Annotated in this window: 21 protein-coding genes, 4 pseudogenes and 1 riboswitch; of the genes and pseudogenes, 10 read left to right on the forward strand and 15 right to left on the reverse strand. The window is 39.4% G+C overall.

Going from position 1 to position 26073, the window contains the following annotated elements; translation table 11 throughout:
* Positions 1–38: 38 nt before the first annotated feature.
* A complete protein-coding gene (locus tag WG932_RS23230) occupies positions 39–395 on the forward strand; it encodes a YraN family protein (RefSeq protein ID WP_014020195.1) in 357 nt (118 codons plus the stop codon).
* Here WG932_RS23230 and WG932_RS23235 read toward each other — a convergent pair.
* On the reverse strand, positions 389–805 hold the full coding sequence (locus tag WG932_RS23235; RefSeq protein WP_483085555.1) for a toxin-antitoxin system YwqK family antitoxin: 417 nt from the start codon (positions 803–805) through the stop codon (positions 389–391). The genes WG932_RS23230 and WG932_RS23235 overlap by 7 nt on opposite strands.
* Before the next feature lie 191 nt (positions 806–996).
* A complete protein-coding gene (locus WG932_RS23240; protein WP_483085556.1) occupies positions 997–1242 on the reverse strand; it encodes a hypothetical protein in 246 nt (81 codons plus the stop codon).
* A gap of 244 nt (positions 1243–1486) precedes the next feature.
* On the opposite strand from WG932_RS23240, the pseudogene WG932_RS23245 reads away from it, so the two are divergent.
* The 8 genes and pseudogenes from WG932_RS23245 to WG932_RS23280 all read left to right on the forward strand — a co-directional run bounded on the left by WG932_RS23245 (position 1487) and on the right by WG932_RS23280 (position 12014).
* Positions 1487–2688: pseudogene (locus WG932_RS23245) on the forward strand (pyridoxal phosphate-dependent aminotransferase).
* A gap of 51 nt (positions 2689–2739) precedes the next feature.
* On the forward strand, positions 2740–3162 hold the full coding sequence (locus WG932_RS23250) for a glycosyltransferase family A protein (RefSeq protein ID WP_483085557.1): 423 nt from the start codon (positions 2740–2742) through the stop codon (positions 3160–3162).
* 5 nt (positions 3163–3167) lie between these two features.
* Complete coding sequence (locus WG932_RS23255) at positions 3168–3449, forward strand: hypothetical protein (protein ID WP_483085559.1); 282 nt, start codon at positions 3168–3170, stop codon at positions 3447–3449.
* Positions 3450–4186: 737 nt separating this feature from the next.
* Positions 4187–5203 (forward strand): DUF4421 domain-containing protein, encoded by a 1017-nt coding sequence (locus WG932_RS23260; RefSeq protein WP_483085560.1) that lies wholly within the window; start codon positions 4187–4189, stop codon positions 5201–5203.
* Positions 5204–5700: 497 nt separating this feature from the next.
* Complete coding sequence (locus WG932_RS23265) at positions 5701–7947, forward strand: SusC/RagA family TonB-linked outer membrane protein (protein ID WP_483085561.1); 2247 nt, start codon at positions 5701–5703, stop codon at positions 7945–7947.
* A 104-nt stretch (positions 7948–8051) separates the two neighbouring features.
* Complete coding sequence (locus WG932_RS23270; RefSeq protein ID WP_483085562.1) at positions 8052–9131, forward strand: hypothetical protein; 1080 nt, start codon at positions 8052–8054, stop codon at positions 9129–9131.
* Positions 9132–9567: 436 nt separating this feature from the next.
* Complete coding sequence (locus WG932_RS23275) at positions 9568–10821, forward strand: SusD/RagB family nutrient-binding outer membrane lipoprotein (RefSeq protein WP_483085563.1); 1254 nt, start codon at positions 9568–9570, stop codon at positions 10819–10821.
* A 203-nt stretch (positions 10822–11024) separates the two neighbouring features.
* Complete coding sequence (locus tag WG932_RS23280; protein WP_483085564.1) at positions 11025–12014, forward strand: DUF6340 family protein; 990 nt, start codon at positions 11025–11027, stop codon at positions 12012–12014.
* A gap of 57 nt (positions 12015–12071) precedes the next feature.
* Here the strand turns inward: WG932_RS23280 and metE are convergent.
* From metE to WG932_RS23315, 7 genes and pseudogenes are all read right to left on the reverse strand, one after another.
* A pseudogene (gene metE / locus WG932_RS23285) lies at positions 12072–14389 on the reverse strand (5-methyltetrahydropteroyltriglutamate--homocysteine S-methyltransferase).
* A 183-nt stretch (positions 14390–14572) separates the two neighbouring features.
* Positions 14573–14764, reverse strand: a riboswitch (cobalamin riboswitch).
* 95 nt (positions 14765–14859) lie between these two features.
* Entirely contained in the window at positions 14860–15723 is an 864-nt protein-coding gene (locus tag WG932_RS23290) for an NHL repeat-containing protein (RefSeq protein ID WP_483085565.1), read from the reverse strand.
* Positions 15696–15923 carry a hypothetical protein gene (locus WG932_RS23295; RefSeq protein ID WP_483085566.1) on the reverse strand — a complete coding sequence of 76 codons (228 nt, stop codon included), beginning with the start codon at positions 15921–15923 and terminating at the stop codon, positions 15696–15698. The genes WG932_RS23290 and WG932_RS23295 overlap by 28 nt, the downstream gene beginning before the upstream one ends.
* Positions 15924–15932: 9 nt before the next feature.
* Complete coding sequence (locus tag WG932_RS23300) at positions 15933–17402, reverse strand: DUF1501 domain-containing protein (protein ID WP_014020205.1); 1470 nt, start codon at positions 17400–17402, stop codon at positions 15933–15935.
* Entirely contained in the window at positions 17402–18469 is a 1068-nt protein-coding gene (locus WG932_RS23305) for a DUF1553 domain-containing protein (protein WP_483085567.1), read from the reverse strand. The genes WG932_RS23300 and WG932_RS23305 overlap by 1 nt, the downstream gene beginning before the upstream one ends.
* Before the next feature lie 68 nt (positions 18470–18537).
* Positions 18538–19479 carry a LamG-like jellyroll fold domain-containing protein gene (locus tag WG932_RS23310; RefSeq protein ID WP_483085568.1) on the reverse strand — a complete coding sequence of 314 codons (942 nt, stop codon included), beginning with the start codon at positions 19477–19479 and terminating at the stop codon, positions 18538–18540.
* A pseudogene (locus WG932_RS23315) lies at positions 19473–20659 on the reverse strand (DUF1549 domain-containing protein). The gene WG932_RS23310 and the pseudogene WG932_RS23315 overlap by 7 nt, the downstream one beginning before the upstream one ends.
* A 385-nt stretch (positions 20660–21044) precedes the next feature.
* On the opposite strand from WG932_RS23315, the gene WG932_RS23320 reads away from it, so the two are divergent.
* Positions 21045–21221 (forward strand): hypothetical protein, encoded by a 177-nt coding sequence (locus tag WG932_RS23320; protein WP_483085569.1) that lies wholly within the window; start codon positions 21045–21047, stop codon positions 21219–21221.
* 367 nt (positions 21222–21588) lie between these two features.
* Here WG932_RS23320 and WG932_RS23325 read toward each other — a convergent pair whose 3' ends face one another.
* From WG932_RS23325 to WG932_RS23350, 6 genes and pseudogenes are all read right to left on the reverse strand, one after another.
* A complete protein-coding gene (locus WG932_RS23325) occupies positions 21589–22155 on the reverse strand; it encodes a transposase (RefSeq protein ID WP_483085570.1) in 567 nt (188 codons plus the stop codon).
* A gap of 293 nt (positions 22156–22448) precedes the next feature.
* The gene (locus WG932_RS23330) at positions 22449–23498 is read right to left on the reverse strand and encodes a DUF4221 family protein (protein ID WP_483085571.1); all 1050 of its coding nucleotides are present in this window, start codon (positions 23496–23498) and stop codon (positions 22449–22451) included.
* 119 nt (positions 23499–23617) lie between these two features.
* Positions 23618–24618 (reverse strand): annotated as a pseudogene (locus WG932_RS23335) (DUF4221 family protein).
* A gap of 257 nt (positions 24619–24875) precedes the next feature.
* Complete coding sequence (locus WG932_RS23340) at positions 24876–25274, reverse strand: DUF4221 family protein (RefSeq protein ID WP_483088710.1); 399 nt, start codon at positions 25272–25274, stop codon at positions 24876–24878.
* Positions 25253–25756 carry a DUF4221 family protein gene (locus tag WG932_RS23345; RefSeq protein ID WP_483085572.1) on the reverse strand — a complete coding sequence of 168 codons (504 nt, stop codon included), beginning with the start codon at positions 25754–25756 and terminating at the stop codon, positions 25253–25255. Before WG932_RS23345 ends, WG932_RS23340 begins: the two co-directional genes overlap by 22 nt.
* 13 nt (positions 25757–25769) lie before the next feature.
* A complete protein-coding gene (locus WG932_RS23350; RefSeq protein WP_483085573.1) occupies positions 25770–25994 on the reverse strand; it encodes a hypothetical protein in 225 nt (74 codons plus the stop codon).
* Between the last annotated feature and the right edge of the window lie 79 nt (positions 25995–26073).

The raw sequence follows: 26073 nt of genomic DNA on the forward strand, positions 1-26073 counted from the left end.
TGCAATAGTTTTTTTTCAAATATAGTCAATATCATACAATGGCTGAACACAATGACCAAGGAAGCAAAGCCGAACAAATGGCCAAGGACTGGTTAGTGGCGAATGGCTATCAGTTTATCACTGCGAATTACAGGTATAAGCATGCAGAAATTGATCTTATTATGGAGAAAGGCGGTATTCTTATTTTTGTAGAGGTAAAGTACCGCAGTGGTACAGGTTATGGATATGCTGAGGAATTTGTGGATTATCGAAAACGTCAATTGATCATTAGGGCAGCAGACAATTACATATACGAAGAAGATTGGAAAAAGGATATACGATTTGACATAGTGGGTGTATATCAAAGCAAATCTGGTGGCATTGCCTTCAAGCATTTTGAAGATGCTTTTTATTGAGTGTGGCTATAGATCAAGTTTCCTTCCTTGTCCCACTCTGCTCTAATATACGGCTGGAAGCTATTGTTTAAGGCTTCATTCTGGTATTGAATTTCTCGTTTTTTTACTGTTTTATCATTTTCTCTGGGCCAATATTCCGTCCAAATACCGATCCGTTCACCAAATTTATATTCTCCTGCCACTGCTATTTGACCATCCGGATAAAAGTGGAAAAAGTTTCCTTCCTCTAAGTCGTATTCAATGGGAGTTAACTTTTCAATTTTCCGCGCACCTCGATTGTAGTAAGTTACTCTGGATGCTTTTGGCCAGCCTTCTGAGTAATGTTTCTTGTCCAATAGGATGTTTTTGCTGTCAAAAGTCATCCAGCGCCCATGTTTGGCACCATACATATACATACCTGTTTCTACCACATTTTCTCCGATTCGCTTTTCGTATGGACCATGCAGTAAGTACCCCTTTGAAGGTAAGAATCCCCCATTTTTAATGGCTTTATTTTTGGTGTCATACCAAAAAATATCTCTGATATAGGGATCAGGGGTTTTGTTTCTGGTGGTGTAGTTGAAAAATTGATAAGTGACTTGATCCCTGAAACTACTTTTGATCAGGGCTCTGCTGGTTTTTTCACCAAAATGAAAGTTTTTTTCTTCTTTTTCCGCTTCTTCTTTTTTTCTTCTTTAAGCTCGTCCTCTGCATCTGAAAACAATAGGATAGGGGTTGATGTCGGCAGAAGTCTATTTTCTTCTACTCCCGATGAGTCTACCTCTACAGTAGAGGTCTCTTCTTGCCCAATACTTACAGAAGCATTAAAAAACAACATCACAGAAAATGAGTAAATGAGTTTTTTCATATCAATTTTAAAACGAAAATAAAGGCCGGATATTACAGTAAAGTGTGAAATCCTACTATGATCTAAGCGGTACAACAAATCTTCAGTCATTCAAAACTAGTCAAAGATTTAGGAATCGTTGTCATTATGCTTATTTTTGCAAAATTAAAAAAGGAGATGGTGGGCCATCACTCGTTATGTATTTATTTATTGGTCTATAGTTCCTATTAATCTGATTATCAAACGTAATTTAAATAAAATATAAATGAATTCCATCCTATCTGATCGTATAAACAATATGGAAGAGTCAGCGACGCTGGCTATGGCAAAAAAGCCAGGGAATTAAAGACTCAAGGAATAGATATTATAGGTCTGAGCTTGGGTGAACCTGATTTTAAAACGCCTAAACACATACAAGAAGCTGCCAAGTCAGCCATTGATGAAGGCAAGTATTTTTCCTATCCTCCTGTAGCAGGTTATCAGGACCTTAGAGAGGCAATTGCTAAAAAGCTAAGAGAGCAAAATAATATAGCTGAAGCAAAGGCAGAAAACGTTGTGGTTTCTACCGGTGCGAAGCATTCGATTGCCAACATTTTTATGTGCCTAATCAATGAAGGTGATGAGGTAATCATTTTTTCTCCATATTGGGTATCTTATTCAGAAGTGATCAAATTGGCAGGAGGTGTTCCGGTGCTTATTGAAGGTAATCTTGAAAATAATTTTAAGGCTACAGCCAAGCAGTTGGAAGAAGCTATCACGGACAAGACCAAGGCGGTGATCTATTCTTCTCCATGTAATCCTTCAGGTTCTGTTTTTAGTAAATCAGAATTAGAAGCCATTGCTGAAGTTATCAAAAGCAAAGAAAATTTAGTGGTTATTGCAGATGAGATCTATGAGTTGATCAACTTTACCGGATCGCACGCAAGTATTGCTTCTTTCCCGGGCATGTTCGAGCGAACCATTACTGTCAATGGATTTTCTAAAGGATATGCGATGACCGGGTGGAGAGTGGGCTATATTTGCGCACCGCTATTTATAGCAAAGGCTTGTGAAAAAATTCAAGGTCAATTTACTTCAGGAGGAACAGGAATTGCGCAACGTGCTGCGCTAGCAGGTCTTGTTGGTGATCAAAAACCAACAGAAGAAATGGCAGCAGCTTATCTCAAGAGAAGGGATTTGGTTTTGGAATTGTTGAGAGACATTCCGGGAATCAAAACGCACGTTCCTGAGGGAGCATTTTATTTCTTTCCTGATGTTTCTGATTTTTTCGGTAAATCTGCCGGAGATCAAAAAATTGAAACGGCTGACGATTTTTGCTTGTATGTGTTGAAAGAGGCAAACGTTTCTTTGGTTACCGGAGCAGCATTTGGAGCGCCTAACTCTGTGAGGTTATCTTATGCAGCTTCAGAAGCTGAACTAAAAGAAGCGCTTAAGCGCATAAAAGAAGTATTGGCAAAATTGAAATAATTTTTAATAAATCCCCGGATTCAGGTCCGGGGATTTTTCTTAATTTCCAAGATGCAGGCAATAGTAATCACTCCCGTAAAAGATGCGCTCGAAGCTACACTAGAGACAATCCAAGCCATATCAGAAGCCAATGGGAATTATGAGTATTGGGTTTTTAATGATTACTCCACCGACGAAACCAAAAAGGCGTTGGAAAATGCCAGCAGTTCCAAAGGGTTTAACTTGGTAAACCTAGAAGAGATAACATCAAACCCTTCTCCAAATTACAAGACGGTCCTTCAAGTCGCTCAAAAAAAGGCCCTAAATGCGGGCGTTCCTTTAATTATTGTAGAGTCAGATGTTAAGGTAAATCGTGACACCTTAGCGCAACTATTGCAATTTGCACAAGAATATCCCAATGCTGGATTAGTAGGTGCAATTACCCATGATGCAGCAGGAAAGGTTAATTTCCCTACCTTAAATTTAAGCAGCTAAAAAGCATGGAGCCAACCAAAACAAATCGCAGTCTTAGTTTTTGCTGTACCTTAATCAATAATAATTTTTTAGAGAAATACGATTTCACTGATCTGGACAACAGTAAAGATTGGTACGATACGCATATTAGCCAAAAAGCTGTGGAGCTGGGGTTTGAGAATTTTATCCTTCCCTACCTTCCTGTCTGGCATAGACCCCATGCAAGCAGACCCTGGAAGCAATTAAAATACAAAAATCCAGTTCTTTATTATTTCCGCAAATGGTTTTTGGGAAAGGATAAGATTTAAGGCTTTTATTCAGACCTATTTTCAAATGTAGATAAAGTACTGATCTTTCATTTGATCAAATTTTTACCCATTTGGTAAGAATAGATGGATTGCTACATCTCAGGGAATACTTTTAGAACAATCATTTAAAGTAGGAATCATCTAAACGCATAGCCTTTCACACATTACAGGATTAGGTTAGTTAGTCGACCTTTAAAGAAGGTTTTCATGATAAAGTACTAATGTGAATAATATGAATATTTTTATAATAAATTATTTGGAAGATTAAAAAGCTGATAGGATGAGTGTATGATAATCAGCCCTATAAAAAATTTATGATAATAAGGATAAACAAGTTGTTAAGCTGCTTGGCTTCTTTTTTGTTTTAATAAAACAATTTTTTCTATAAATATGTCTAAAATTCGAATTGTAATATTTTGGTAAAATCTCTGCAGGATCCTTTATTAAAACCATTATAATAAAGATTTTAAAGTATTTCATTGGGGTGTAAATATTTACTTTGTAATTATTTCATTAAAATATCGAAGTATACTAAGATTTTATTTTTGCTTTATTGACCTAAATTATTGTATCTTTGTGATGGGTGATTAAGCAACTTTTTATACTTATTCTTTTTTTAGAAAATAATTGGAGGTTATTTCGAATTAATTTTTCCTAACCTCCCTTTCTCTATTGATCATATTTTCAGGTTCTAAATGCCTTGTTTTACATTAAATCTGAGTAATTGAATAGTCTTTATGAAATATAGCTTAGCATTTATCTTGTTGATCTTGACCTTACATCCGCCGGTGTTGGCTCAAGATACTGTAGATTCTATAGCGTATTATCAGACTTATCCGGATCAATTGGTGGTGCGCACTTATATGTCAAGAAAATACACCGGGTTGGGTCTAAGAATTGAGGATGTCCATTATTGGTATAGGCCAAACTCTACCTTAAATATGGGAGTTGGAGCAACATTTGAAGGACTTACTCTCAATTTAGCTTATGGTTTTGGCTTCTTAAATCCTGATAAAAGTCGTGGTGAGACAAAGTATTTAGATTTGCAGGCACATGCTTATCCTAAGGACTGGGTGATTGATTTTTTCGGACAATTCTATAATGGGTATTATTTAGAAAGAGGAAGCTCCATTGAAATAAGGAATGATTTAAGAATTTTTCCGGGGATGAAACTAAGAAAATTAGGTGCCTCGGTTCAATATTTATTCAATGGGGATAAGTTTTCATACAGAGCTGCTTTTCTTCAAAATGAATGGCAAAAGATTTCATCGGGTTCATTTTTGGCCGGAGTTGAAATGTATGGAGGGCAGGTAAGGAATGCCGAAGGAATACTTCCTTCTGAAGCTAATGCAATAAATTTTGATCAAATTAAGTATTTCGAAATTGGTCCCAACCTAGGTTATGCTTATTCCTGGGTTTTTAAAAAACATTTTTTCATCACTTTATCTGCTGCTACAAGTCTTGCTTTAGGCAGGACATATTTAAATTTTGAAGATGGGCATAACCAGAGTAATTGGTCCGTCCGACCTAATTATTTCTTAAGAGGTTTTACTGGATATAATTCGGATAAATGGTCTGTAAATGTAAACTATGTTTACAATCAAGTTAATTTAGTTCCGGTTAATGATTACCTGATTAATCTGGGTACCGGAAATTACCGGTTGAATGTTATTTACCGAATAAGCCCGAGGGGTGGATTATCGAAAAAGTTGAATTGGGTAAGTCGGTTTAAAAATAAACTGATTAAAAAATAAGATTTTTTTCCTATTGGGTATCCACTTGGCTAACCCGAATTGACTGATTTTTTTGAATTAATTTAGCGTTAAGTTTTTCTCAGATTTAGGCGCTTGTTTTCTTGTGCATTTTTCAGCGCAACTGAAAACAGGGACTGTTCAAGCTCTCCAAATTGATAAGGTTTACAACCTTACTCATCTCCTGTTAGCTTTCTATTTTACTTAAGCGATTTATTGACAAGGATTTGAAGAGGTTATTTTGGCAGGTGAGCTTAATCTTAGTCGTGTTATTTTTTAAATTAAAGTAAATTTGGTTAAACTGCTTTAAAGTATGGGTGTCTCAGAATAAATAATTACTTAACATTGAGATAACAAAATAGAAATGCCTAATTAAATAGAGTATGTTGGCTGACCTTTTGGTTAGGTGTTTATTTGCCAATATATATTGTGTTTGAAGTAGTATGTTTTCCAGTATTGTAGTATAATTAAAAAAAAAGAATAAACTATAAAAATAATTTATGGTGAAGAGGTTTACAAAATTCAATAACTGGTATCATTTAATTATACTATGTTTCCTGATAGGATCCATGGTTCCAGATGTGATGGCCCAAAGTAGAAAGGTCACAGGAAAGGTCACCTCAACAGGAGATGGCTTAGGTATCCCCGGAGTAAATGTATTGCTTCAGGGAGGTCAAACAGGCACAGCCACAGATGTCAATGGAGAGTATTCCATAACTGTGCCCGACAACAATGCGGTATTGGTCTTTTCCTTTATAGGATTTGAGCCTGTAAATGAAGTGGTAGGTAACCGTTCTGTAATCAATGTTTCGCTTTCAGAAGACGCTTCGGAAATGAATGAAGTGGTAGTTACTGCTCTTGGAATTAAGAGGGAGGAAATCTCTTTAGGCTATTCCATCGAACGTGTGGAAGGAGAGGAGATGACCAGAGTAGCCCAAGAAAGCTTCCTGAATGCCATGGCCGGTAAAGTGGCCGGTGCTACCATCAGTACGACAGGGGGTACAGGCTCTTCCGTAAGTATGGTTATTAGAGGTGCAACCTCATTGAGTACTGATAACCAGCCGCTATTTGTAGTGGATGGTGTTCCGATTGCCAATACACTAAATAATGTCTCTTCGGTTGGCTCTGAAAACAGGGTTGATTATGGTAATGCCATTTCGGGGCTTAACCCTGATGATATTGCAGACATTTCTATACTGAAAGGACCAAGTGCTGCAGCCCTTTATGGATCCCGAGCAGGAAATGGAGTGGTACTTATTACCACCAAAGGAGGTAATGTAGATCGATTAACAATCAATGTAAGTACCAATACTGTTTTTGATGTGCCGTATAAATACCTTAAATGGCACAGTAAATTTGGAGCAGGACAATATTCAGCGATACCTGTAGATGTGAGTGGTAATCCATTGACCAATCCTTTTGGTAGCCTGGTTCAAGAAAACGTAAATGCTGCCTTTGGTGCAGAATTGGACAAAGGTTACGAGCAAGTGCAATGGAACAGCCCTTTGGATGAAAATGGTAATCCAATAGCGATGCCTTTGGTTTCCTACCCTAACAATGTTCAAAACTTTGTACAAACAGGAATTACCTCTTCCAATAGTTTTTCAATTGCCAATAGCAATGATGCGATGAACTATAGGATATCCTATTCGAATATGCGGAATAAGGGTATCATTCCCAATTCTGACTTATTCAGAAATACCTTGAATATTAATTCAAACATTAAGGTAAATGATAAATTTAATATCAGTACCAATGTTGATGTCAGTCGCAATAGCTCAGACAACAGACCTGCCGGAGAACGTGGAACCAACCCTTTGCAATGGGCATACGAAACTTCTCCACATGTAAATATTCTGGATTTAAAAGATTACTGGCTTCCCGGACAAGAAGGCTTGGAACAAAAAACGATGGATGCCGGTGGAGAAGTACGGGTTACAGACAATCCTTATTTCTTAGCCTATGAGGTAAACAATAGTTTTAAAAGAGACCGGGTGTTTGGTAATGTTAAAGCGGATTGGCAAATTTCTCCATCCTTTAATTTCTTTGCGCGCTATTCCCTGGACTTGTACAATGAAACCAGAGAAAGTAAAATAGGCAGGAGTTACAGTCAGGAACCGGATGGTGCCTATGGTATCACAGAGCTTCATGGCTTGGAGACCAACGCAGATTTCTTGCTTACCTATAATAAGGATATAAATGATTTTGGTATTACCCTTTCGGGTGGTGGAAACATTAGGTACCAAAATGGTAGTAACTTATATGCAGGAACCAAGTCCGGTGTAGGTTTGATTACGCCAGGTGTGTATACAATAAGCAATATAGCTCCCGCCAATATTGAATACGGCAATAGTAGCTTTGAAAGAGGAATCCATAGTATCTATGGCTTGGCAAACTTTTCCTATAAGGACATGCTTTATCTAGATCTTACAGCTAGAAATGACTGGTCCAGCACTTTGCCGGATGCAGACCCATATTTCTACCCCTCTGCTGCTTTAAGTGTATTGGTTAGTGAAATTCTGGAATTACCTGAGCCTTTCAGTTTGGTGAAGTTGAGAGGTGGCTATGCTTCTGTAGGGAATGATGCCAATCCTTACCAACTCCTAGCAACTTTGTATAATGCAGGCGCTTGGGGCGATATACCTAGGCTTTCTTTGCGAAGTGGCTTACTGAACCCTACCTTAAAACCTGAGATTGCCACATCTTATGAGGGAGGGCTTGACTTGCATTTTTTAATGATCGGTTAAGGTTTAGCGGTACTTACTATAAGGTACAGAATGAAAATCAAATTCTACCTATTGAATTACCGCCATCCACAGGATATACCTCAAAGAGCATTAATGCCGGTTTGTTGCAAAGTGAAGGAGTGGAGTTGACACTTGGATCAGATATCATCCGAAATAACAATTGGAACTGGTCAGTGAATCTTAACCTTACCCGAAACAGGACCAAGATTATTGAACTGGCAGACAATATGCCCTATTACACCCTATGGGAAGATGCCCGAGGCGGTTCATGGACTTATGTAGGTGAAGAGATTGGGGATATTTATGATGCCGAAGTAGTGACTGTAAAAGATCCTGAATCACCCTATTTTGGTTATCCGATTTTGGATCAAACCGGAAAATGGCAAAGCATAGATGCTGTAAGTTCAAGAAATAAGATTGGAAATTTCAATCCGGATTTTGTTTTGGGCATGCAAACCTCCTTGTCTTACAAAAATTTTCACTTGAATTTGACCTTTGATTGGAGAAATGGTGGTGATTTTGTGTCTCAAACTTACCGTTTTGGAGAGGAGCATGGCAGGTCTTCAGTATTCTTGGACAAGTTGATCAATCCGGGAGAATTGGAAGGAGAAGCACTGAAGAATTATCTTGTAGACAATCAAGAATCTATGATTTTGATCAATGGTAACAATTTCCCATTGGTAGGTGGACCTACTCCTGAATATGGAAGTTATCCATTCACCTTTGGGCCATTTACTTTGCCACATGGGGGTGTGTTCATCCCTGGGGTGTATGCCACAGAGTTTGATGACAATGGGAATCCAACGGCTTATGCAGAAAATCTGGGTGAAAATATTGGGGAGCCCGGAGGAACTTTAACTTTGCCTTATGCAGGTAGTACAGCCTGGAGTTTTGCTAGGGCATTCTTGTATGATGCTTCCTTTGTGAAATTGAGAGAGGTTTCTTTTGGGTATGATGTGCCTCAAACCTTTGCCAATTCACTGAAAATGCAGAACCTTAGTTTCTCTGTTTACAGCCGAAATATTATTCTCTGGACAGCGGCGAAAATAAATATAGATCCGGAGATGGCTTTTCAGCCTTCATCAAGCGTACAAGCAGGTACCCAATTCAAGCAAGGGATAGAAAGATGGAATGTGATGCCTTGGGTGATGCCAATTGGGTTTAAAATAAATGCTACTTTTTAATTGTTAGTTTTCAACTGATAAATGAAATTACTATGATTATTAAAAATAAATTAATATTCGGTTGGGCGCTTTTATTGCTATGTACGTTTTCTTGTAAAGAAGATCTCATAGAGATGAATATTGATCCAAATGGTGCAAGTCCTGAATCGGCTAACCCCAACCTTGTACTATCAACGGTATTGACTGAAGCAGGTAAAACTGTACTGAATCTTGGGTACCAAGACATCGCAGGAGTGATGCAACATACCCAAAAGGATGGCTGGTCCGGTTCTCATAATTCTTACGACTGGAATCGAAGCAACAGTTGGTCAGGTTATTATGCTATTCTTAGGAACAATCAATTTGTATACGAAAGGGCGATAGAATTGGATCAAGAACTGCATCAGGGAGTTACTTTGGTGATTCGCGGAATGATGTTCGGTTTGATTACAGATCTATGGGGGATGCTCCTTATTCCCAAGCACTCAAAGGTGCTGAAGGAACCCCTGAGGGAACATTCCCTGAATTTGATACACAGGAAGCTATTTATCGAGGCATTCTTGATGAATTGGAAATGGCAAATCAATTGCTATCCAAACCTCAATCAGCCTATAATAGCTCTATTGAAAGTGCAGACGTTTACTTTAATGGAGATCCTACTCAATGGCAAAAAATGGCCAATTCACTTAGGCTTAGATTTTATATGAGGTTGTCAGAAAAGCTGCCTGATTTTGCCAAACAAGGTATAGAAGGAATTTTAGCCGATCCCGGTACCAATCCTATCATTACCGACCCGGGAGATGATGCGGCCATGGCTTTTAATACAGAGAGTTCGGCAAGTAGCTGGCCAAATAATACCAAGTTTGATGTGGACGCAAGTAACTACCGGCGATTAAAAATGTGCGAAACATTGGTAGAGGCCATGAGAGGAATAAATGACCCAAGACTTGGGGTATGGGCCAATCCCGTGGAAATACCTTTGGTGGTGGATGCCAGTTTACCTGCAGGAACAGATGTAATACAAGATGGAAAAAGATACCTTTCTCCCGACGTATTGGAGGCCAGGAATGTTGACATAGAAGACATTAGTCAAAACCAGGATTATGTAGGAATTCCCCCGGGGATCGCAGGGGCACAGGTTTATAACCTAAGTCCCGATGCCAATCAGGCTGCATTTAACCCTCATGTTTCTTGGTTAAATGACAGATACAGAGAGGCAAATGGGCCATTATTAAAAGCCAGATTGATTTCTGCCACTGAAGTTAATTTCATTTTGGCTGAAGCAGCATTGAAAGGCTGGGCTGTGGGTGGAACTGCAGAAGATTATTACAATAAAGCAATCCAGTCCTCTTTTGTAACTTGGGGATTGTCAGATCAAGTGGCAGCCTATCTTCAACAGGAAAATGTAATGTTTGATGGTACAGTTAAGCAAATAATAGAGCAAAAATGGATTGCTTCTTGGACTGCAGCTGCAGAAGCCTGGTTTGATTACCGAAGAACAGGCTATCCGGAGTTGGAGGCCGGGCCTTATACGATAAGGTCGATTATTCCGGTTCGGTTCTATTATATGACCGATGAGATGAATCTTAACAAAGAGAATGCTGAACTAGCCTCAAGTCGCCTAGAAACGACCAATTACTCGGAAGTAGACGGTGCCAATAGTGCTTGGTCAAAACCTTGGGTTATTCAAGGTACCGGCAAGCCTTGGTAAATAATGAATTCAATTTTATAGGAAAAAGGACTTTTCGAAAGAAAAGTCCTTTTTCTGCTTAAGGTTGGGCATTAGATTTGCTTATTCGCCTTAAATTGCAAAATAACCGCTCTTGCATTATGAAATTACTGAATTTAAAATCCCTTAATAGCTTATTTATTATTGCGCTCCTAGTACTGGGATCTTGTACTAAAAATGTATCATTGACCAGGTTGATGCCTGCAGAAATTAACGTTCCAAACCATATACAACGATTATTAATTGTAGACAGGACCAAACCTGAAAGCCAAGGGGTAGCCATTATCGAAGGAATTCTTACAGGGGAGTTGCCTTTTGAAGTGAAGAATGCTATAGATGGAACCTTGGCTTCTGTGCAACAAGAGCTGAGTACCTCCCCACGGTATAAAATTGTAAGGGCCAATGAGCGGTTGACAGGCGGTTTATTTTCGCAAACATTTCCCAATCCATTGAATCGAGAAATGGTGCGGGCTCTTTGTATGCGTTACCAGGCAGATGCTGTATTGACCTTGGAAAAGTTCAGTTCGGATTTTGTCCTAACAGATAAGAAGATTACTATTAAGAAGGAGATAGGCAAAGGTGAAGATGCTCGAACCATCGAAGTACCCGGGGTTTTGGTGGAAGGAGTTGCTACTGTTCGGGTAGGATTCAGGTTGTATGATCCTGAGAGCGGATCAATTTTGGATCAGGATGATCTGGTGAAAAATAACCTTTGGTCTGCCGAGGCTGAGACTAAGACCCAAGCAATGGCCTTGCTTATAGAAAAAGCCCAGGCTACCAGGTATGTTGGGCAGATGGCAGGTGCAGCCTATGTCCGGAGAATTGCTCCAATGTACCTCGATATAAACCGTACTTTCTATGCCAAATCAAAGAAAAATACCTATTTAGAAACAGGTGCACGCTATGCAGAGGTAGATAAATGGGGAAATGCCATCCAAAGTTGGGAAGAAGGTTTATCGTTTCCTGCTGACGAAAAAACCTATGGCAAGCTGTGCTATAATATTGCTTTGGGACAAGAGGTTCTTGGAGATTTGTTTTTGGCCAAGGAATGGGCAGCAAAAGCCTATACTCAGTATGGTTTTAAGCCGGGAAGGACCTACGCTGAGGAAATAGACCGTAGAATGATGGAAGATGAATTGCTTCACCAGCAATTGAGTTCTCCTCAAAATCAGTAAAATTAACCCGGATTAGGTGAAATGAATTACCTAACCCGGGAATAAATTTGTTTACTATTAATCCATTGAAATTTGTTCTGTTTCTCTTAATTCCTGCGCAGCTTCTACCATAAGTTTTAGCGCTTTTTCAGTTTCCTCCCACTTTCTGGTTTTAAGCCCACAATCGGGATTCACCCAGAGTTGGGCTGTAGGGACTACATCTTGCGCTTTTTTTATCAGTTGTACCATCTCCTTTTTACTAGGAACTCTAGGCGCATGAATGTCATAGACGCCGGGTCCTATTTCATTAGGGTATTTAAAATCTGCAAATGCATCCAATAATTCCATTTGAGATCGAGAACATTCGATGGTAATCACATCCGCATCCATGGCTGCAATGCTTGGCATGATGTCATTGAATTCTGAATAACACATATGCGTGTGGATTTGTGTGGCATCACTCACACCCGAGGAGGAAAGTCTAAAGGATTGAACAGCCCATTTTAGGTAGCTTTCCCATGCTGATTTCCTTAAAGGAAGTCCTTCCCTTATGGCAGGTTCATCAATTTGTATGATGTTGATTCCTGCTTTTTCAAGGTCTATTACTTCCTCCCTAATGGCCAAGGCGATCTGTTTACATGTTGTTGCCCGATCTTGATCATTTCGTACAAAAGACCATTGAAGGATGGTTACCGGCCCGGTTAACATGCCTTTTACTCGTCTTTTAGTTAAAGATTGAGCATAGGTAGACCAAAAAACTGTCATCGGTTTAGGTCTCGAAATGTCTCCATAAATGATCGGTGGTTTTACGCAGCGACTGCCATAACTTTGGACCCAGCCATACTGACTGAAGGTAAAACCGGCCAGTTGTTCACCAAAATATTCCACCATGTCATTCCTTTCGAATTCTCCATGCACCAATACATCTAAGCCTATTTCTTCCTGTTTTCTTATAACCGTTTCTGTGGCTTCTTTCAGTAAACCTTGATAGGTTTTCTTGTCTATAAAACCATTCTTGTATTGAGACCTCCACTTCCTAACTTCCCCTGTTTGGGGAAAAGAGCCAATGGTGGTGGTGGGTAATAGGGGAGTTTAAGGAAATTCTTTTGGAGAATGCTTCTGGATGCATATTCACTCTTCCTTTTATCATCGGCAGGAGCAATGGATTCAACCTTTAGTTTTACGGCTTTATTATGGATTAAGTCTGAGTTTTTACGGTTAGCCATCGCATTCCTATTGGCCTCAAATTCCAAGAGTTGATTTTTTCCGGGATTAGGTAAAGATAGTTCTTGCAATAAGGTAACTTCCTTTAGTTTTTGTTTGGCAAATGCCATCCATCTTTTAATTTCCGGAAATAAGATGTCTTCTTTATTTTCCAGTTCCAAATCATATGGTACATGCAATAGGGAGCACGAGGGAGCAATCATTATTTTGTCTCGACCTAGGATACTAATGGCGTTGTTTAGGATTCTCAGCGATTGTTCTAAGTCATTTTTCCAAATGTTCCGACCGTCTACCAAACCTAAAGAAAGGCTTAAATTCTCCGGGATTTGGGGTACTAATTCTTCCAATTGTTCGGGGTTTCTGACCAAATCCAAATGCAGGGCACATACGGGAAGAGACAATGCCAAACCTGTATTGTCATTTAATCCTTCAAAATAGGTCGCCAGTAAAGTCTTTAGCTTGGGGAATGTTTTTCTGATGGTTTTATAGACCATAAGGAAAGCGTCTTTTTCCTTTTCACTAAGGTCCAAGCCTAATATTGGTTCATCAAATTGCACCCAATCTGCACCATTTTCTACCAGTTCTTTAAGGATTTCCAAATATACCGGTAGGAGGTTGTGAATAAGGTCAATTTTTTCAAAGCCATCGGTCTTCTCTTTTCCTAGCCAAAGGTAGGTCACAGGACCTATTAGGACCGGCTTGGCTTTGATTCCTAGTTCTATCGCCTCCTTAAATTCTTCTACCACTTTTGAAGAATGATAACTGAAGCTTTGGTCTGCTGTGAATTCCGGTACCAAATAATGGTAATTGGTATCAAACCATTTGGTCATTTCCATAGCAGTAATGTCTAGCCCCTCTTTTTGATAACCTCTGGCCATGGCAAAATAGAGGTCCAGAGAGGAAAACTTCTTTTCCACTAGGGCTGCATACCTTTCAGGAATGGCTCCTACAGTTAGGGACATGTCCAGCACCTGATCATAAAATGAGAAATCATTGACAGGGATAAGGTCTATTCCCTGCTCTTGCTGCGTTTTCCAATTTTGAAAACGGATTTGTTTTCCGGCTTCTTCTAATGTTGTGCCGGAAATTTTGCCTGACCAATACTGCTCGCAGGCTTTTTTGAGTTCACGTTTGCTACCAATTCGCGGATAGCCTAGAATGTGCGTTTGCATGTTCTTTTAACTTTTTAATGTATAAAATGAGTTAAAAGCCCTTTGCTTTATTTCAAACGCTTTGAAGAAATGAAAGAGGAGTTGGAGGTAGATATTGATCAAATTTGGCACAATTATCCCATGGAAAACAATTGTTTTAGCTGATAATATCTAACCTGACACCAAACTTTAGATCGCGAAAGCGTTGTCAATTCGAAATAGGCAGGTCTCCTGACTTGTAACATTTTTACCTTCCTTCCCATTCTAAAAATTAGAACAGTGGATTTGCTATGGGTAAAAACCTTTGGGGTTACTTACAGTTGCGCGACAGTTCGTGATTCTCACACGATTCCCTATTAATTCACGTTAAGTAAAACCTATTTCGGTTGATAAAGAAATAATAAAAGAACTTATTGACCTCAAATGTAGCGCAGATAAATCAAATTTCCTGCAACAATTGTGAAAAGGACCATAAAAAAATAATCACATTACTATACTCGGTGTAATTTATAGGGGTAAACACCATCCGCATTCCATTGACAAACATAAAGGTTTTTGTCCCTATCCAGGCATACATCGTGGCAATGCTTAAACACTGCTTCCTCTTGTAGCATTAGATCCAGTTTTCCATTATTATAGGTGGGTCTAGTTCCTCCCGGATTAGAGATAACTTTGTTGTTTTCGTCCAAAATGGTAACAAAACCTTTGTTTAGGTGCATGTTATAATTTCCATCTTCCATCCCAAAACAAACGCCGGAATAGAGATTTTGCTCATCCAAAACAGGTCTGCTTATAAATGCACCGGGTAAGTAAATGTCTTCCAAGTATTCCCCATCTAAAGTAAATCGTTTAAAAGTATTTTTGATCCTTGCAGAGCAAAGTAGCGTCGGATTGGCAGGGTCTCGGTAATCAATGGCTACGCCATGTGCCTGTTTAAATTTGTTGGGTTGGAGAAAACTGTCTCCGCCAAATTTGCGAATAAATTGACCTGCTTGGTCATATTGTAATATAAACTGAGAACCATAACCATCGGCCACATAAATATCCCCATTTGGCCCTATGGCTGTTTCGGTGGGTCGGTAAAAAGCTTGCTCATTATAAGCTCCAATTTTACCTGGATGGTCCAGTTCCATCAGGATTTTACCATCCATGGTGCATTTTACTACCTTCCCTAAACCGGTATCTGTGATGAACAGAAATTCTTCTCCACTTTCAGCTGAAATAGACAACCCATGGGCACCTGAAAAACCTAAGGTCCAAGAGTCCAATATTTTTCCTGAAGTATCATAAATCAGGACATTGTTTTTCGGATGGTCCGTTAACAATATCAGCCTGTTGGTTTTATCCAAGACCATCTCGTGGCAGTTATTGACCGGATGCTTGCTTCTCTCTGCTTTGCTCCAATTTTTTCTACGCGGTATTGGAAATCACCATGACCCAGCAAGTCTTTTTGAAGCTGCGCTGCATTGGAATTGATATTGAAGAGGGGTAGGCCGGCAGTAATCACAGCTCCACCGGTGATGGATTTTTGAATGAATTTTCTTCGTGAATGCATGAATTTTATTTATGCCAGGAGCTCATTGACTACATGTCCGTGGACATCTGTTAGCCTAAATCTTCTGCCTTGATGTTTAAAGGTTAATTTTTCATGGTCTATACCCAATAAGTGAAGCAAAGTGGCCTGAAAGTCATGAACATGCACAGGGTTTTTGGCTACATTGTAACTGAATTCATCGGTTTCTCCATAGACCATTCCTTTTTTTACTCCTGCCCCGGCCATCCACATGGTGAAGCATCCTGGGTGATGGTCTCTGCCATAATTAGTGGCAGTAAGCCTTCCTTGTGAAAAGCTTGTTCTACCAAACTCACCTCCCCAAACCACCAAGGTGTCTTCAAGGAGACCTCTTTGTTTGAGGTCTTGAATCAATCCGGCGGTGGCTTGATCCGTGCTTAAAGCTTGTCGTTTGATGCCGCTTGGTAAACTACCATGCTGGTCCCAGCCCATATGGTAAAGCTGGATAAACTTAACATCCCTTTCGGCTAATTTTCTTGCCTGAAGACAATTGGAGGCATAGGTGCCGGGAATTCTGGCATCTTCTCCATATAGCTCGTAAATATAGTCCGGCTCCTCGCTGGTGTCAACAGCTTCAGGTACAGAGTTTTGCATTTTATAAGCCATTTCATATTGGCTGATCTTCGATTGAATTTCCGGATCCTGCCATAAATCAAATTGTTTTTCATTGAGTTTCCCAATATGGTCGAGGGCACGGCGCCTGTCATGATCATGCACTCCGTGTGGATTATTGAGATACAAGACCGGGTCTTTGCCTGAGCGAAATTGAATACCTTGGTGGTGGGAAGGCAAAAAACCATTGCTCCAAGCATTGGAATTCAATGGTTGGGATCCGGGGCTTTTAGACAGCAAAACCACAAAATTGGGTAAATTCTCATTGTCGCTTCCCAGACCATAACTCAGCCAGGAACCTATCGAAGGCCTACCGCTCAATTGAGAGCCTGTTTGCATAAACATGACGGCCGGTTCATGGTTGATGGCTTCTGTGATCATGGACTTGACTATGCAAAGCTCATCAACTACTTTGGCGGTGTGGGGAAAAATTTCACTTACCCAAGCTCCTGATTGTCCATATTGTTTAAAATCATAGATTGATTTCACCAATGGGAAAGTGGACTGATCCGCCACCATACCGGAGTTACGTTGGGTGCCCTGAACGGAGGGTGGAATTTCTTTTCCATGCCATTTTTCCAGCGAGGGTTTGTAGTCAAATGTTTCAATCTGAGAAGGACCTCCTGATTGGAAAAGGTAAATGACCCGTTTTGCCTTGGCAGGGAAATGGGTGCCTGTGTTAAGCCCTTGTGGTTTGTAAAGACCTGAACTGTCAGGGCTGTCTGCAAAGCCATATTGGTTACCAATGAGACTGGAGAGTGCCATTGCTCCAAATCCAAGTGAAGTTTTTTTCAAAAAGCCACGCCTGGTTTCTCCAAATTTATTGCTATTACTATCTCTCATGGCCATTATCTAATTGTATACCCGTCTGTAGTGTTCATGATGCCATTAATGACTGTTGCCAAAGAAGCGACCTTCACAGGATCCAATGATTCATCCACAGGTTTACTACCTGTGCTTAAGTAAGCCATGGCATCCCCTATATTCTGAGAAAATCTTTCTTCTTCTTCTTGATAAAACTGCTCAATTATTTCTAGCTCTTGAGTATCCGCTTGCCTGCCTGTACTTAAGATGAAGGCCTTGGCAAGTTGCTCTTGAGGTTTGTATTTTTTGATTAATTTTTCTGCAGCCACCCTTGCTGCCTCTACATATTGAGGATCATTTAACAAGACCAAAGCTTGTAATGGCGTGCTTGTTTCTGTCCTTCTAACTTTACACTCTGCCCTGTCACCAACATCAAAAATCATCATGGAAGGTGGGCCTGAAGTTCTTTTCCAAATGGTATATAGACTTCTTTTATATAGCCCTTCCCCGGGCTCTTGTAAGTATTTGTATCTCCAGGACTTGGTACTGATTTCATCCCAAAGTCCCTCCGGCTGGTAAGGGTAAGCGCTTTCGCTACTTGTATTATGCACGAGCAAACCGCTAATGGCAAGTGCATTGTCACGTACCATCTCTGCTGTCATCCTAAAACTCGGCCCTCTCGCCAGAAGCAAATTGTCAGGATCCTTTTCTAGTAAGTCCGGACTGTATTTGGAAGATTGACGGTAAGTAGCAGACATTACGATTAGTTTATGCATTTTCTTAATGTCCCAACCGGATTCACGAAATTGTACTGCCAGCCAATCCAGCAGTTCAGGATGTGTAGGCAAGCTTCCTTGGTTTCCAAAATCATCTGAAGTGACCACCAGCCCTTTACCAAAATGCATTTGCCAGATTCGATTGATAAAAACCCTTGCCGTCAAAGGGTTTTTAGGATCGAAAAACCATTTGGCAAGCCCCAGTCGGTTCTTAGGTAATTTTTCGTCATAAGGAAGTACTGTTTCAGGAATCCCCGGCTCCACTTGCTCCGTAGGTGCATTGTACATCCCTCGATCTAAAATAAAGGTTGGCCTAGGTTGTTCCAAGTCTCCCATGACCATTATTTCTTTGATGTCGGTAGTGGTTTTTGCCCTTTCTTTCCTTAAATTATTTAAGGAATTTTTTAGCTGTTTGGCTTGCGTATTGGAAGCATTGAAAAGGTAATCCGCGATGATTTGCCTTGCCTCCGGATCTTCACTTTTGGAAAGTAAAGCAGTGGCCTTTTGCGGATTGGCTTCAAAAGTACTTCCAATGCACTCAATTCCTGATTGTATATTTTTAATTCATCCAGCCCACCATTCAAAAAGGTCTTCATTTTGTCCCGAACCCCAAGGACAAAGCCTCTGAAACCGTAGGTATGAATGTCGGGTTTAAATAAAATGGATTTGTAGATATTGTCCGCAGATACGGTTACAGGAACCTTTTCTCCATTGAGGTAGATGCCAATGCCATCAGCTTTACCCAAACCATCGTAGGTTATGCTTAAATTGGTCCATTCTTTAACCGGGATTGGGTCAACCGTTTTTACTTGTATGGCATTGTTCGGCCAGCTATATGCAATGATAAAATTGAGCTTGTTTTCCTCTAGAAATAAGGAATATCCTTTTAATCCCAAGCGAATATCTTCACAGTGGGTAAACAATACCGCTTCATTGTAAAGTGTATCCGGAAATACGGACAGGCTTACTGAAAATGGGTCCGTCTGGTCAAACCAACCTACTTTTTCCGGTAAGCTCAGGGTGGTGAAATCATTGATAAAAATGCCTTTACCTTTAACGCCTTCTTTGATCACCGGTTCTTTAATCATAACTGATCCCGCTTGCGCTGAATTTCCTGGACTTGTGAAGCTGGTTTTTTTGTCTCCCGGTATTATTTTGTCAAAATTGTAAGCAGCACTAATCTTTGTTGAAAGGTCTGTCCGGACCTTAGTGAGAATTGATTTGGCATTTAGACTTTCCGGCACTTCAGGGTTTGCCTTTCTCAAATCCTCCAGGTGTTCCTTTTTGGATTTAATTTGGCTGTCAATATATTCCAGTAGCTTGTCTTGTTCTTCATTCGTTAGCAAAAGGGCTGGCCCGGGAACTTGCCCCGGCCCATATACGGCTGTTCCCAGCTCATTGGTGCTGTTAAAAAAGCAGAAAGCTGGTAAAAATCCTTTTGGCTGATTGGATCATATTTGTGGTCATGACATCTGGCACATTCCATGCTGAGGCCCATTACGGCTTTGCCTACGGTGGAGGTTCTGTCTGCCACATATTCTGCCCTGTATTCTTCGAAAACGATACCGGCTTCAGAATTCTTTTTATGCAGTCGGTTAAAAGCTGTTGCCAAAATGCTTTCTTGTGTGGGGTTTTCAACAAGATCACCGGCCAATTGCCAAGTGATAAATTGCTCATAGGACATGTTTTTATTAAAAGCGCGAATCACCCAGTCCCGGTAAGGACTAAAATCCCTGTGCTTGTCATCCAAGTAACCATCTGAATCAGCGTATCGAGCTACATCCATCCAGTCTGCAGCCATGCGTTCCCCATAGGCTGAGGAGGCAAGCAGCCTGCTCACTAATCTTTCATAAGCATCCGGGGCATCATTGGCCACAAATGCTTCTATTTCTTCCAAGGATGGGGAAGGCCAGTCAGATCAAAACTCACCCTTCGAATAAGGGTTTCTTTGCTCGCTTTTGTTGAAGGACTTTGCTTGTGAGTTTTTAATTTGGCCGCTACAAAATGATCAATTTCATTTTTAGCCCAGCTTTTATCCTCAATCTCAGGAATCTTTGGCATTTTCGGAGGGATAAATGACCAGTGGGGTTTGTATTTGGCTCCCTGTTCTATCCATTTGGTTAAGGTGGCTATCTCGGATGTACTCAGGCTTAGGTTAGATTCAGGTGGAGGCATCATCAACTCCTTATCCTCTGTCAGTATACGGTTTACTACCTCACTTTTGCCCGGTTTACCCGGTACAATGGCATAATGCCCTGAATTACTTTTTAGTGCTGCATAGGCAAACTCCTCCAGGTCAAGTCTTAAATCAGCTTCTTGGTTGGCTGCATCAGGCCCATGGCAGGCAAAGCACTTGTCTGAGAGAATGGGTTTGACATGGTAATTAAAATCTATGGCTTCCGGCAGATCTTTGTAGGCCTGTTGGATGGCTTCCGGCTTTTCCCATCCACAGCCCACCAATAGGGGGAGGAGTAATAGGGAGGAAAAGGATAACCTATATATGATTTTGGGTAAGACTCGGGTCATTTATTGAAAATTGATAATTTTATATGACAAATATTTCGCCAAATGTCATTTGCTTTTGACTCATTTAAACGGGTAATTTTTGTCAATAGTTAACCTTAAAGTTATTGAATATCTTTAAGAAATAAAAGAATTAGATTGATAGCATCGAGCCGGGAATAAAAACAATTCCAGGGGAACCTAACCTTTGTGGTCTTTGAGACCGCAAAGGATTTTTATGACTTTGTTTAGGAAAAAGACCTTCGTGGTTTTGGAAACTCCAAAGGTCAGGGGAACTTAACCTTTGTGGTCTTTGAGACCGCGAAGGTTTTTTATGACTTTGTTTACGCAAAAGACCTTCGGGGCTTGGGAAACTCCAAAGGTCAGGGGAACTTAACCTTTGTGGTCTTTGAGACCGCGAAGGTTTTTTGACTTTGTTTACGGAAAAGACCTTCGGGGTTTTGGAAACCCCAAAGGTCAGGAGAACTTAACCTTTGTGGTCTTTGAGACCGCAAAGGATTTTTATGACTTTGTTTACGGAAAAGACCTTCGGGGTTTGGAAACCCCAAAGGTCAGGAGAACTTAACCTTTGTGGTCTTTGAGGCCGTAAAGGATTTTAATGACTTTGTTTAGGAAAAAGACCTTCGGGGTTTTGGAAATTCCAAAGGTCAGGAGAACTTAACCTTTGTGGTTTTTGAGATCGCGAAGGTTTTTAATGACTTCGGTTACGCAAAAGACCTTCGGGGTTTTGGAAACCCCAAAGGTCTGGAGAACTTAACCTTTGTGGTCTTTGAGACCGCAAAGGATTTTTATGACTTTGTTTAGGAAAAAGACCTTCGTGGTTTTGGAAACTCCAAAGGTCAGGGGAACTTAACCTTTGTGGTCTTTGAGACCGCGAAGGTTTTTTGACTTTGTTTACGGAAAAGACCTTCGGGGTTTGGGAAACCCCAAGGTCAATATTTTTCTAAAGTAAATTCTTCAGGTAGAAAAAGATCAGTATTTGAGTTGTGAGTGGTATTAAACCCATCTAACCCACCAAACCACTTTATAACTAGTTCTCTATTTAATTTGGATTGGCTTTTGGATAAATAGCTTTTATATGAAGAAAATTTCCACTCTGACGGACCTTTGGCTAATCCGTGTTTTACCGGATTAAGATGAATGTAAATAACTATCCTGGTTAAATATTCCTCCGTATCAATTTTCTTGCGTTTAAATTTCCGTTGAAACAACGCGCCATTACTACCAAATACTTTGTTATAACTTTTAGAATAGGAGTTTAAGAAATCTGAAAATCCTTTAACAATCACTTCATTGGTCGAATTATCTTTTATGTTTACCAAAAGATGGAAATGGTTGGGAAGAAGACAGAAGGCCAAAGTATCCAATTTGTCATCAAGATAATAAAAATATTTTTTTATGAAATATGCATAATTGTCATCGTTGCGAAATAGTATTTCATTTCCAATTGTTCTGGTATAGATATGATACATTCCCCCTACTTCAAATTTATCGGTCATAACTTGTATTAGGTTGGTTGAATAAAAATGCAAATTTTTCTAGAAAACATATCCATAGACCTTCGGGGTTTTGGAAACCCCAAAGGTCAGGGAACTTAACCTTTGTGGTCTTTGAGACCGCGAAGGTTTTTTTGACTTTGTTTACGGAAAAGACCTTCGGGGTTTTGGAAACCCCAAAGGTCAGGTTTCAGTTTACCAAGATATATTAAACCTTACAAAGCCCATTTCATCTTCAATATTTTCAAACAGCCAAAGTTTGCCGTCTTTGGCAAAATGGAATTCCGGCACCCGATTCAATTGGGGAAACTCCCTTCCTTAATAAGATTGAGGTCTTTGTCCAATATGGTTAAATAAGCCTCAACACCATTTGGGGAAGGAAACATACCTCCCTCCGGAATTTTTGCATTTTCATCAAATTTTGTATGATATGAAATCCGATAATAAACCTGCTTCTTTTCATCCCAATAGGGTTCCCTGAAATTTATATCTTCTTGAATTTTTTGCCAATAACTTTTAAATTCATCCATATCGGAAGTTTCGGCAGGGTAGGAGCCTGTTTTTTGAATAGGCGTTAAATCGCTTTTGTAGGACAAAAGTTGTAAAGAATCACTTTTTTGATTTACGACATAAAGTTCATTGCTTACATTGGTCCCTAGAATAATATTACTTCCTTCATTTATTAAAAAACGATAGGAACCTAAACCAAAAGCAGATTTGCCATCATTTAAAAAGACCTCAAAATTACTTGCTTTATCAACAGCCGGAATCGCATGCTTTACAAAAGTTTGTTTTTCTCGGTCTATTATCGCCAGTGTATTGGTTTTGGATTGGTAATTTGTAATTAATGAAACAAACTTTTTCCCTTCCGGTGAATAGCTCAATATTTTATAGGCTCTGTCAGTCTCTTCCAAAAGCCCTTTTTCTTTTCCCAAATTAGCCAAATTAAAGCTTTCGAGCTTATTGCCCTGCCAGTTGAAAACACCCTCACCGGTAAAAGTTCTAAAAAATAATTGATCATTGTCAATGAGCGAAAAATCCATTAAATACTCTCCAACTCCATTGGGGCCTTCTTTTTCGAAAGGATATTTTTTTAATTTAAGGCTGTTTAAATTTATTTGTTCTATGGCAAAATCTTGGTTGTTGAAATTATAAAGGTACTTTTTGTCCTCGCTCAGCGTACTTAACCCCAATTTCCAAGTGAGGAATAGTATTTCCTGACCCGGGTCTACAATAACAGTGTCGGTTGTAATTTCAAAACCTAGAAGGTCTTGATCTGTTTTTTCGTTTGTTCCTTTGCATGCGAAAATAAAGGCAAAAAATAGGCAGTAATAGCTGGATTTCATTGGCTTAGAGTTAAAGGGTAAAAGTTAGTTGATAGTTAGTTTTTATCCTAAGTTTTTAAGGAATTTCTTGAAAATCTGAAGTATTTAAATTCCCTATGCCTCTAATTTCATACAATTAATTACCAATTGATATCCAGTCTCACAAAGCCCATTTCATCTTCAATGTTTTCAAACAGCCAAAGTTTGCCGTCTTTGGCAAAATGGAAGGACGGGGTTCGATCCAATTGAGGAACAGCACCTTCTGCCACCAAATTAAAATCCTTATCCAAGACGCTTAGATAAACTGTTGCTCCGATAGGTCGTGGGAAAAGTTGATTCTCTTTTGGTAGGGCGTTTTCATCAAAAATATATTGATAAGAAAACCGATAGTAGACCTGTTTTTTATCATCCCAAACAGGTGCCTTGTAACTGATGTCTTCCCGTATTTTCAGAGCATAGGTTAAAAACTGATTCTTACTTGAAACTTCTGGCGGATATGTGCCTGACTTTTCATTGGGAATAAGCCGGCTATTAAAAGTTATATGTCTTAGCGAGTCTGCGTTTTTGTCTAACACATAGAGTTCACTACTTGCCTCGGTTCCTAGTATCGCTTTTCCTTGCTCAATGTTTAGATAACGTTGAGGACCAACAATGGCAACTGTCCTCTCTTCTACCAATGCAACATCAAATTTATTGGCTTTCTCAATGGCTGGAATTGGGAGTTCTTTTATTGTATTATTGGCAGGTTCTATTAAAATAAAAGAACGTTTTTTATCTTCAAAATTGTGAATTAGAGAAGCAAATTTACTGCCATCTGAAGCTATACTAACCGTTTTATAGGGCCTGTCCCCTTCTTTTAACTGCCCTAAACTAATTCCTATTTCTTTAATACCAAAGCTTTCTAGTTTTTCTCCCTGCCAGTTAAAAACACCGTCGTTATAAAAAGTGCTAATAAAAAGCTTGTCTTTATTAATAAGTGAAAATGCATGTATACTTTGGCCAACTTCATTCGGGCCTTCCTTTTCTAAGCGGTACTTTTTTCAAATGCTAAGGTATTTAGGTTGATTTGCTCAATGGTATATTGCTTGGAGTTGATGTTATAAAGGTATTTTTTATCCTCACTTAGTGCGCTTAAGCTCAAATTGCTATTAAGGAATAGTAATTCTTCACCTGGATCTATCTCGACCGTATCTAATGATATTTCTAAGGAAGGTAGTACTTCACTGTCATTTGTTGATTTTTGATTGTTGCACGCAAAAAATAAATAAAGTGATGCAGTAAAAGCTGGATTTCATTGCCCTATAGTTTAGGGAGTAAAAATTAGCCGATTGTTTTTAGTTTTCCTAAGAAATTAGGAAATACTTAAAGATGATAATTATTAATTAAACTAAAAATTGATCACCAATTGATATCCAGCCTTACAAAACCCATTTCATCCTCAATATTTTCAAATAGCCATAGTTTGCCGTCTTTTGCAAAATATATATTTGGATAGGTATCAATTGTTTGGAAATGGTCTTCTGCGATTAGATTGAGGTCCTTGTCCAATACACTTATATAACATTCAGATCCGGTGGGAAGGAATGGTTGACCTTCTCTGGCGGTAGCATTTTCATCAAATTTCGACCGAAAAGACATACGATAATATACATGTTTCTTTTCATCCCAAACAGGTTCCATAAAGTTAATGTCTTCTGCTATTTTTTGAAAGTAGCTATCAAATTGAGACTGATCTCCAACTTCAGAAGGGTAAGTGCCACTTTTTTCATTTGGGTTCAGTTGGCTGTTGAAGGTGATGTGCCTGAGGAGTCATTTATTTCGTCCAGCACATAGAGTTCATTACTTACGTTGGTTCCCAATAATACCTTTCCTCCCTCCTTTATTAAATATCGAGAGGCACTTAGAATGCTACCCATTCCACCCTCATTGGATGATATTTCAAAATTCCTGGCTTTATCAATGGCTGGGACTGGAAATTTCTTAAAGGTTCTGTCTTCAATGTTTATTATTGCAAAAGACATGTCCTTTTTTTCCTGATCGGATATTAAAGAGGCAAATTGCTTACCGTCCGAGGCTATACTTATCGTTTTATGAACCTGATACCCTTCCTCCAGCAGGTCTGATTCTTGCCCTATTTCATTGATGTTGAAACTTTCGAGCTTTTCCGCTTGCCAGTTGAAAACATGTTCATTCGTACTATTGTTTATGTGTAGCTTGTCATCACCAATTAAAGAAATTGCCCAGATAGCTTCGGTGCCATTTGGTCCCTCTTTTTCCAAGTGGTGTTTTTTTTTATAGGGCTAGTTTATTGAGATTGATTTGCTCAATACTGCGTTTCAGGGGATCAACATTGTAAAGGTATTTCTTATCCTCACTTATTGCATTTACCCTAACTCTCCTTTTGAGGTATAAAATTTCCTGACCCGGATCAATTACTACAGTGTCCATACTAATGTCTAAAGAATGGAGTGCTCCGTCTTCTCCTGTTTTTGGTCCACCACAGGCAAAAACTATCAACAGGCAAAAAATAAGCAAAGCAATAAGCGAGGAATTTCATTAGGTTTATCAGTTTAGACTAAAAAGCTAGCTGATAAAT

The sequence above is a fragment of the Cyclobacterium sp. SOCE241 genome (genome assembly GCF_056867545.1).